Source organism: Microcystis sp. M53603_WE2 (genome assembly GCF_030065435.1).
Genome location: NZ_JASJFF010000869.1, coordinates 1 through 9,788 on the forward strand (window position 1 = coordinate 1; position 9,788 = coordinate 9,788).

The 9,788-nt window shown below is 42.8% G+C and carries 7 protein-coding genes; 4 read left to right on the forward strand and 3 right to left on the reverse strand.

What is annotated here, in order from left to right; genetic code table 11:
- Positions 1-419 precede the first annotated feature (419 nt).
- From PX481_RS18500 to PX481_RS18510, 3 genes are read left to right on the forward strand one after another with little or no spacing between them, the layout of a single operon-like run.
- A complete protein-coding gene (locus tag PX481_RS18500) occupies positions 420-986 on the forward strand; it encodes a nicotinate-nucleotide adenylyltransferase (RefSeq protein ID WP_288095375.1) in 567 nt (188 codons plus the stop codon).
- Entirely contained in the window at positions 983-1,711 is a 729-nt protein-coding gene (locus tag PX481_RS18505) for an NrtR DNA-binding winged helix domain-containing protein (RefSeq protein WP_288095377.1), read from the forward strand. The genes PX481_RS18500 and PX481_RS18505 overlap by 4 nt, the downstream gene beginning before the upstream one ends.
- Before the next feature lie 12 nt (positions 1,712-1,723).
- Positions 1,724-3,382, forward strand: coding sequence for an NAD+ synthase (locus tag PX481_RS18510; protein ID WP_002757312.1), 1,659 nt, complete (start codon positions 1,724-1,726; stop codon positions 3,380-3,382).
- Positions 3,383-3,656: 274 nt separating this feature from the next.
- On the opposite strand, the gene ygfZ is transcribed toward PX481_RS18510, so the two are convergent.
- The 3 genes from ygfZ to gap all read right to left on the reverse strand — a co-directional run bounded on the left by ygfZ (position 3,657) and on the right by gap (position 6,351).
- Positions 3,657-4,670, reverse strand: coding sequence for a CAF17-like 4Fe-4S cluster assembly/insertion protein YgfZ (gene ygfZ, locus PX481_RS18515; protein ID WP_288095379.1), 1,014 nt, complete (start codon positions 4,668-4,670; stop codon positions 3,657-3,659).
- Complete coding sequence (locus PX481_RS18520) at positions 4,667-5,035, reverse strand: hypothetical protein (RefSeq protein ID WP_002743680.1); 369 nt, start codon at positions 5,033-5,035, stop codon at positions 4,667-4,669. Before PX481_RS18520 ends, ygfZ begins: the two co-directional genes overlap by 4 nt.
- A 281-nt stretch (positions 5,036-5,316) precedes the next feature.
- Positions 5,317-6,351, reverse strand: a complete 1,035-nt coding sequence (gap, locus tag PX481_RS18525) for a type I glyceraldehyde-3-phosphate dehydrogenase (protein ID WP_002757308.1) — start codon at positions 6,349-6,351, stop codon at positions 5,317-5,319.
- Positions 6,352-7,116: 765 nt separating this feature from the next.
- On the opposite strand from gap, the gene PX481_RS18530 reads away from it, so the two are divergent.
- Positions 7,117-9,537 carry a phosphoketolase family protein gene (locus PX481_RS18530; RefSeq protein WP_288095381.1) on the forward strand — a complete coding sequence of 807 codons (2,421 nt, stop codon included), beginning with the start codon at positions 7,117-7,119 and terminating at the stop codon, positions 9,535-9,537.
- Positions 9,538-9,788: the final 251 nt, after the last annotated feature.

Genomic DNA, 9,788 nt, shown 5'->3' on the forward strand with positions numbered 1-9,788 from the left:
AGCCTTTGGGGGGTTCTACCCCCCAAACCCCCCGTTGGGGGCGTGGCGCCGCCCCCAAACCCCCCGCGCATTAGCTTTTCGGTGGGATGCTTACACGCGATTGTTCATATTTTTGTACCAATTTAAGAGTCACTGATAAGTGCTGATTGTCGGTATTTCTGCAAATGTGAGATGCACCCTTTGCAATTAGACGCAATCTCCCCTATTCAGAACGGCCAAGTGTTAGGGAATTTTCTGTTAAGTTAATAGCAGCCCACTCGTCGCAAAACTTCACTGATCACTGATTACTGATCACTGATTACTGATCACTGATCCTCTTGCCCTATTTTGGTAAAATCAACTATAATGGGGAGAAGTTAATCTTTGCCAAGCTTGAGCAGAGTTAAACTAATCCCTCAGTGAGCAAGCAATTGAATCCTATGCTTAAAATTGCCCTTTTTGGAACCAGTGCCGATCCTCCTACTGCCGGTCATCAAGCCATACTAAAATGGTTATCGGAACAGTACGATATCGTTGCGGTTTGGGCTGCCGATAATCCCTTTAAAAATCATCAAACCAGTCTCGAACATCGTCTGAGGATGTTAAATTTGCTCATCCGGGATATTCAACCCCCAAGAGATAATATACAACTGCGACGAGAATTAAGCGATCGACGTAGCTTAATTAGTGTGGAAAAAGCGCAAACAATTTGGGGAGAACAGGAGGAATATACCCTAGTCATTGGTTCTGATTTAGCTGGACAAATTAGGCACTGGTATCGTAGCCAAGAATTACTAGAAAAAGTCAAAATTCTTGTGATTCCTCGTCCAGGATATCCTATTAATCAAGATGATATTGAACAACTGCAAACATTAGGGGGTGATTGTCTGATTGCCGATGTCTTTGCTCCAGCTGTATCCTCAACAGATTATCGAGAAAAAGGCGATAAACAGGCTGTTCCCGCACCGATTAAAGATTATATCGAAGGTCAAAAACTTTACCCATGAAACCGCTAAATACCCTAGCTAATAAATCTCTAGCTGATTTTAAAGTCGGAGTTGATAACGTGATCTTTTCCGTTGATACCCAATTAAATCGGCTGCTAGTGCTTCTGATTAAAAGACGGGAAGAACCCTTTAGTAATTACTGGAGTTTACCCGGGACTTTAGTGAGAAATGGGGAATCACTGGAAACAGCGGCCTATCGAATTTTAGCCGAGAAAATTAGCGTCAATAATCTCTATCTGGAACAGTTATATACTTTTAGCAGTCCAGAGGGAGATTCCCCGGCAGCGGCCGCGAGTTTTGGGGAACGTTATCTATCGGTGAGTTACTTCGCTTTAGTGCGGTTTGAAGAAGCAAAATTAATCACTGAACGGGATTATAATATCACTTGGTATATGATTGATAAAGTGCCAGATTTAGCCTTTAATCACGGTCAAATTTTAGAATATGGCTGGCGAAGATTACGCAATAAAGTAGAATATAGTCCCGTCGCTTTTGAGGTTTTACCAGAATTATTTACTTTAAATGATCTTTATCAATTTTATGAGACAATTTTAGGTAAAAATTTTAGTGATTATTCTAACTTCAGAAATCGGCTATTGAAATTAGGATTTCTCAAGGATATGGGTTTAAAAGTCTCTCGTGGTGCCGGTCGTCCGGCTAGTTTGTATCGCTTTGATGAAAAAGCTTTTGCTCCCTTTAAAGAGCAACCGTTAGTTTTTGTTTAAATAGGAAAAAATATGAGAATTGCTATCGCTCAATTAAATCCCATTGTTGGAGATATCGAAGGAAATGCCCAAAGAATTTTAGAGGCCGCTCAAACGGCATTTAATCAGGGAGCAGAATTACTTTTAACCCCGGAATTATCCCTCTGTGGTTATCCTCCCAGAGACTTATTATTAAATCTGGGTTTTGTGGAGAAAATGTCTCGACAATTGCAATTATTGTCCCAACAATTACCAGAAAAATTAGCCGTCTTAGTCGGTTTTGTCGAAAAAAATCCCTCGGCAACGGTCAGAGGAGAAAAGCCGTTATTTAATAGCATAGCTTTGTTAAAAAGTCAAGAGATTAAACAAATTTTTACTAAACGTTTATTGCCTACCTACGATGTTTTTGATGAGGATCGTTACTTTGCTTCTGGGAAAGAAAGTCAATATTTTCAACTAACAGAAAATAATGTAAAAATCGGTGTAACTATCTGTGAAGATGTTTGGAATGATGAACAATTTTGGGGTCAGCGTCAATACGCGGTTAATCCCATCGCCGATTTAGCTAATTTAGGAGTGGATTTAATCGTTAATCTTTCCGCTTCTCCCTACAGTGTCGGTAAGCAAAAATTGCGAGAATCTTTATTATCCCATAGTGCCACTAGATATAATTTACCGATAGTTTACGTCAATCAAGTGGGAGGTAATGATGATTTAATTTTTGATGGTGACAGCGTGGCTTTTAACAGACAAGGAGAAGTGATTTATCGCGCCCAAGCATTTACTTCTAGCCTAGAATTAATCGAGTTTAATCAAGATTTGTTACCCGCAGTTATTCATCCTTTACCTGTCAATGAAGATGAGGAAATTTATCGAGCCTTAGTCTTAGGAGTGCGAGATTATGTGCAGAAATGCGGTTTTAAACGGGTAATTTTCGGCTTGAGTGGTGGCATTGATTCCAGTTTAGTTGCTGCTATTGCCAGCGACGCATTAGGTAAAGAAAATGTTCTCGCTGTGATGATGCCTTCTCCCTATAGTTCCGACCATTCCATTAGCGATGCAGTGGCTTTAGTTAATAATTTAGGTATCAAAAGTGAGAAGTTAGCAATTAAAGAAATTATGACCGCTTATGATCAACTTTTAGAGCGGCTTTTCGCTGGGACTGATTTCGGTATTGCCGAAGAAAATCTTCAGTCACGCATTCGCGGTAATTTATTAATGGCTCTCTCTAATAAATTCGGTCATTTACTATTATCCACTGGCAATAAATCAGAAATGGCGGTGGGATATTGCACCCTTTACGGTGATATGAATGGTGGTTTAGCAGTGATTGCCGATGTGCCGAAAACGAGGGTTTATTCCCTCTGTCGCTGGTTAAATCGGCACGGGGAAATTATTCCCCTCAATGTGATTAATAAAGCTCCTAGTGCTGAATTAAAACCCAATCAGAAGGATCAAGATTCTTTACCTCCCTACGAGATTTTAGATGCTATTTTAGCACTATTAATCGATCGCCATCAATCCGCCGAACAAATTATTGCCGCCGGCTTTGAGGCTGAAATTGTGCAGAAAGTGATTAAATTAGTTAAAAATGCCGAATTTAAGCGCAAACAAGCCCCCCCGGGTCTAAAAATTAGCGATCGCGCTTTTGGCACTGGTTGGCGAATGCCTATCGCTAGTCGCTGGGGTTAGGGGGTTTTTCAGTTATCAGTTATCAGTTATCAGTTATCAGTTATCAGTTATCAGTTATCAGTTATCAGTTATCAGTTATCAGTTATCAGCTATAGTCATTTCAATTAAGATTGAGAATATAAATGCCAGAGTTCATAAGGTTTTCATCGGTCTAGAGTGGATCAGAATTATCTGAAATGACTATATCAGATGTGAGTTATCACTAACCCAGGCGGGCGTTGGGTTTCATACTTCAACCCAACCTACGTTCTGATTACTGATTACTGTTTACTGTTCACTGAAAGGGGTATTCGTGAGAGAGGAAGGGTAAAGGGATTAATTCTCCTGTTGCCTCGCCGATTTGTACTTTCAAACCCTCTCCTCCCGCTTTTGTTTTCACATAACCCAAGCCAAAATCCTCCAGCACACTGGTGAGTAAACCGACTTTTTGCGCTTCTAAAATAATCGGGGTATTGCTGGGGACGGATTGGCTAAGTTTTATGCCCCAAAGTCTTTGTTTTACGCCTTTATAGGTGTTGAGACGGGCGATAGTTTCTTGACCAATATAACAACCCTTATCAAAAACGATCGCTCGCCATAAACCGGCCTCTAAAGGGTTATAGTCTTCGGTTAATTCTCGATCGACTGCCGGTCGGCCTTGATGGATTCTCAGGTATTCCCACACCTGCTCATCGGCGGGAGTAACGCCATTTTTAATTAAATTTTCCCAGAGGGGACCGGCTTCGGCGGCGGCAACGATTAAAGTATATCCGGGTAGGTCTAAGCCGGTGCCGACGGCCACTCTCAGGGGGGGGTCAGAAAGGAGATAATGACTATGCTGCACCCCCGTTAAAATCTGCTCTGGAACGGCTATTTTTTGCAGGTATTGCCCGCTTTCAGTACCGATTAGGGTAAAAATGGCAAAATTATCGGTTAAGTCGCTAATTTCCACTTTATCGAAGGGGAAAATATAGCGATCGATCAATTCCAGTAAAAATTGACGACGTTGGGGAGAAACGAGGATGAGGAGGGAATCATCGCCGGCGTAAACTGTGACAAAATCGAGGGTACGACCGGTAGAGTTAAGGAAAATTGTCTCACAACCCTGACCCGGTTTCAGGCGATCGATAGCGTTACTGGTTTGATTGTGGAGAAAACGCAGTCGGTCCTGGCCTTTTAATTCTAATAAACCCCAATCGGAGCGATCGATTAAAATTGTTTGGGATGCTAAACTTTGGGGATCATTGTGGTAATCTTTCAGAAAATTAGCGGCATACTCTGCCTTGATCGTGTCTAAATCTGCTTTCATTGGGGTAAATTAGCGAATAATTGCTTAATAATGCGCTCGGTTTTCGTTTCCAAACTCTGCCAATCTAGTTCACCGGTGGGGTCGAGGAGACTGGTATCGATGGTGACGCTCTCTCCTTCATCGGTGGGATAATCGAGAAAACAGACTTGAAAACAAAGTTCCCAAATATTTACAGTAACGGAGCGATCGAGATAAGTCAAACAGAGCAGATAACTGGGATAGGGATCTTGAATTTCTGTATAAGTTCCTTTCCAGAGGGAATTTTCTAACTGTTTACGCAGATTATCCAGCACCCGAATAAATGCCGGTTGCATTAATAATTGTGCCTGTTCCCAAGCGGTAATATCTTTAAATTTTGGATTCATCTTATCAGTTATCAGTTATCAGTTATCAGTTATCAGATTTGAGGATTAAGTGGGGGGATCCCCCCTGCCCCCCTTGATAAGGGGGGATCTGACAATTTTTAACACCCACCTACTTATTAAGTGAGCAATATTAAATAGACAAAGACATACATTTCAGCCCTAGAACTATTTTGTTTAACTCTTGGAGATGTCTAATGGCATTAACAGTGCTGTCTTTTCACTGTTTACTGGTTACTGTTTACTGATCACTGGTTACTGTTTACTGATAACTGATAACTGATTTAGGCTGTTACTAGGGTTGCTTCCTTAGCTGCCATCATTTTCATCAGGTCTAACATCCGGCAGGAGTAACCCCACTCGTTATCGTACCAAGAGACGACCTTAAAGAAATTGGCATTAAGTTGAATGCCAGCTTTAGCATCAAAGATACTGGAATGGGGGTCGGTGATAAAGTCACTCGATACCACTTCCTCATCGGTATAACCGAGGATGCCTTTCATCGGTCCTTCGCTGGCGGCTTTCATAGCGGCGCAGATTTCCTCGTAACTGGTGGCTTTTTCGGTTTTAAAGGTTAAATCCACCGCCGAAACGTTGGGAGTTGGCACACGGAAGGCCATACCGGTTAATTTGCCTTTTAGGGAGGGAATAACTAGGGTTACTGCTTTGGCTGCCCCCGTGGAGGAGGGGATAATATTTTGACCGGCGCCGCGACCACCGCGCCAATCTTTTTTCGATGGACCGTCCACGGTGGGTTGAGTGGCGGTCATCGAGTGTACCGTGGTCATTAATCCTTCCGCTAGTCCGAAGTTATCGTTAATAACTTTGGTGATCGGGGCTAAACAATTGGTGGTACAACTAGCGTTAGAGACGATCAGATCCTTAGCGGGATCGTACTCATTATCGTTAACGCCCAGTACAATAGTACGAACTTTGTCGGGATCTTTGGTGGGTGCGGAGATAACCACCCGTTTGGCCCCAGCTTCTAGGTGTTTTCCTGCCCCTTCCGCGGTGGTAAATAAACCGGTGGACTCGACCACATAATCGGCCCCGGTTGCACCCCAGGGCAGTTGAGCAGGGTCTTTAATCGAGTAACAGGGGATAAACTTACCATCCACGACGATGCCATCTTCTTTCGCTTCCACCGTACCCTGAAAACGTCCGTGGGTGGAGTCGTATTTGAGCAGATAGGCAATATTATCGGGGGGGACGAGATCATTGATACCAACAAACTCGAAATCAGGATTTTGGATACCCGCCCTAAAAACGAGGCGACCGATACGACCAAATCCGTTGATAGCGACTCTTACTTTTGTCATGAAAAAAACTCCTTTGCAGCTGCGATAAGCTTAGGCACGATCAAGAAAAAATAATTTGAGAATTGATTGGCCTCTAGAGAATCACTATATATGCTAATCAGCTTTTGTTGCTCGCTAGATGAAGTATAGAAAGATTTTAAGTTTCAGTCCTTCCAAGATAAAAAATCATCAATTTGCTATCCTAGTCATCCCTACCACCGGCATCGAGAAAACCTGATTAGGCTCTTCCCGACAAACGAGAAAGCAATTTTATAGCCTTTTAGGACAAGCTGACATTAAAAAATAATTAAAAGTTTTTTGAGAATTATTGCTCCCTAAGTTAAGAAGACATTAATTTTCCTTTAAAAGCTATTTAAAAACCCCGCCAGACTGACATAAATTCTCCTGGCCGGATTGGCAAAATATAGCTTATTTTAATAGTTTTTTGCGCCCCAAAAGGTTAGACTCTTGATTACAGTTTGAAAACTGACCGAGGGTTAAGTAGCTGGTTATAATTAAATTAAAAATGGATTTTAGGTTCGATCCCCCCTTAGTCTCCCCTTGATAAGGGGGGTGGGGATCCCCCCTTAGTCTCCCCTTGATAAGGGGGGTGGGGATCCCCCCTTAATCCCCCCTTGATAAGGGGGGTGGGGATCCCCCCTTAATCCCCCCTTGATAAGGGGGGCATCTGATAATTTTTAACGCCTACCTACTTAACCCTCTCGATGGAGAAATTGTCTATCAACTCTCTTAATCTCATCCTTCATAGATATTGGAGAAATATTCATGGTATTCGCACCAGAAAGACCCTTAACAGAACAAAATCCCCTTTCTCAAGACGAACTCTATAAAACCCATGCCTATTGGCGCGCTTGTAACTATTTAGCTGTAGGTATGATTTATCTGCGCGATAATCCCCTGCTCAAAGAACATCTTAAACCCGAACACGTTAAGTATCGCTTACTTGGTCACTGGGGAGCGAGTCCGGCCTTAAGTTTTACCTACGTTCACCTCAACCGTTTAATCAAAAAATACGACCTCGATATGATTTTTATGGCCGGTCCTGGCCATGGGGCGCCGGGGGTACTCGGTCCGGTTTATCTAGAAGGAACCTATTCGGAAATTTACCCCGATAAAAGTGAAGACGAGGAAGGATTACAAAAATTCTTTAAACAATTTTCTTTTCCCGGTCACATCGGCAGTCACGTCACCCCCGAAACCCCCGGTTCTATCCATGAGGGCGGCGAACTGGGTTATAGTGTTTCCCATGCCTACGGTTCTGTTTTTGACAATCCCGACCTAATTACGGCCGTGGTGGTGGGTGATGGGGAAGCTGAAACCGGTCCCCTTGCCACCGCATGGCACTCGAATAAATTCCTTAACCCGATTCGCGATGGTGCGGTACTGCCAATTTTAAACTTAAACGGTTATAAAATCGCTAATCCCACCATTCTCTCCCGTATTTCGACCCACGAGTTAGAAAGTCTCTTTGTCGGTTACGGTTACACTCCCTACATCGTCGAATGTAAGGAGGATGAAGACCTCATGCACTGCCATCAAAAAATGGCCGCTACCCTAGAACACTGTATCAATCAGATTCGCTCCTATCAACAGGAAGCTCGCAGCACAGGAGTGGCTAAACGTTACCCCTGGCCGATGATTATCCTCCGGTCTCCCAAGGGTTGGACGGGTCCGAAAAAGGTTGATGGTCATAAAGTAGAAGGATTCTGGCGCGCTCACCAAGTCCCCATGGGTGCCATGCAGGAAAACCCCGAACACTTGAGAAAATTAGAGGAGTGGATGAAAAGCTATAACCCGGAGGAATTATTTGACTATACCACGGGTAAATTTAAGCCAGAATTTAAAGAACTCGCTCCTAGGGGTCATCGTCGCATGAGTGCTAATCCGCACGCTAATGGCGGATTGGTGCGTAAAGACCTAAAAATGCCCGATTTTCGTCAGTATGCCGTAGATGTCACCCACCCGGGCCAAGTGGAAGCAGAAAACACGGGAGTGATGGGGGTATTTTTGCGGGATGTAATGCGAAATAATATGACTAATTTTCGCGTTTTTGGTCCCGATGAAACTGCTTCTAATCGTTTAGCGGCTCTCTATGAAGTGACTAAAAAAGCTTGGTTAGCCGATACCTATCCAGAGGATTTAGATGGTAGTCAATTATCTCCCGATGGTCGGGTGATGGAGATGCTGAGTGAACATACTTTAGTCGGTTGGTTAGAGGGTTATTTATTATCCGGTCGTCACGGTTTATTTCACTCCTACGAAGCTTTTGCCCACGTTATCGATTCCATGTTCAACCAACACGCTAAATGGCTCGATATCTGCAAAAATCATGTGCCTTGGCGCGCTTCTGTTTCCTCTTGGAATCTGTTATTATCCTCGGTGGTTTGGCGGCAGGATCACAATGGTTTTAGTCACCAAGACCCCGGTTTTATCGATTTAGTAACCAATAAAAGTGCCGACGTGGTGCGGGTTTATCTTCCCCCCGATGGTAACTGTTTATTAAGTGTGGCTAATCACTGTCTCAAGAGTAAGGATTACACTAATATTATCGTTGCTGATAAACAGAAACACCTGCAATACTTGACCATTGAAGAAGCAATTAAACACTGCACCAAAGGTATCGGTATTTGGGATTGGGCAAGTAACGATGATGACGGAATCAATCCCGATGAACCGGATGTAATTATGGCTTGCTGTGGGGATATTATCACTAAAGAATCCCTGGCAGCAACGGCAATTCTGCGGGAGGAATTCCCTTACTTAAAAGTTCGCTTTATCAATGTGGTTGATCTGTTTAAATTACAGTCGGAAAGTGAACACCCTCACGGTTTATCGGAACGGGATTTTGATAGTTTATTTACCACTGATAAGCCAATTATTTTTAATTTTCACGGTTATCCTTGGCTGATTCATAAACTGACCTACCGTCGCAGTAATCAGGAACGTATTCATGTGCGCGGTTACAAAGAAGAAGGGAATATTAATACTCCCCTAGAATTAGCGATTCGTAACCAAGTTGATCGTTTTCATTTAGTAATTGATGTCATTGATCGCGTGCCAAAATTAGGTTCTGCTGCTGGTCATGTGAAAGAACGGATGAAAAATGCTATTATCGATAATCTCGATTATGCTTTTACCAATGGCATCGATAAGGACGAGATTACTAACTGGAAATGGCCCTATTAATTAGGCTAGAAAGTGGTTTAGGTGATGATAATTTATTAGTTTACCGATAAATTTCATCTTCCTATTCCACCTAAATAAAATATTCTTTATTTTCTACAGGGTGAGAGTATCTCCAGCAATTCCAAATTCAAACGGTAGTGTAGGATACAGAATTGATTTCGCTTCTGTCCCTCAAAATAGAGTGAACGAGTTGCCCATTGGGTTTTGCAGGAATGGAAGTCCAAGATTTGAGTTTTATAGGGATGCTGAGC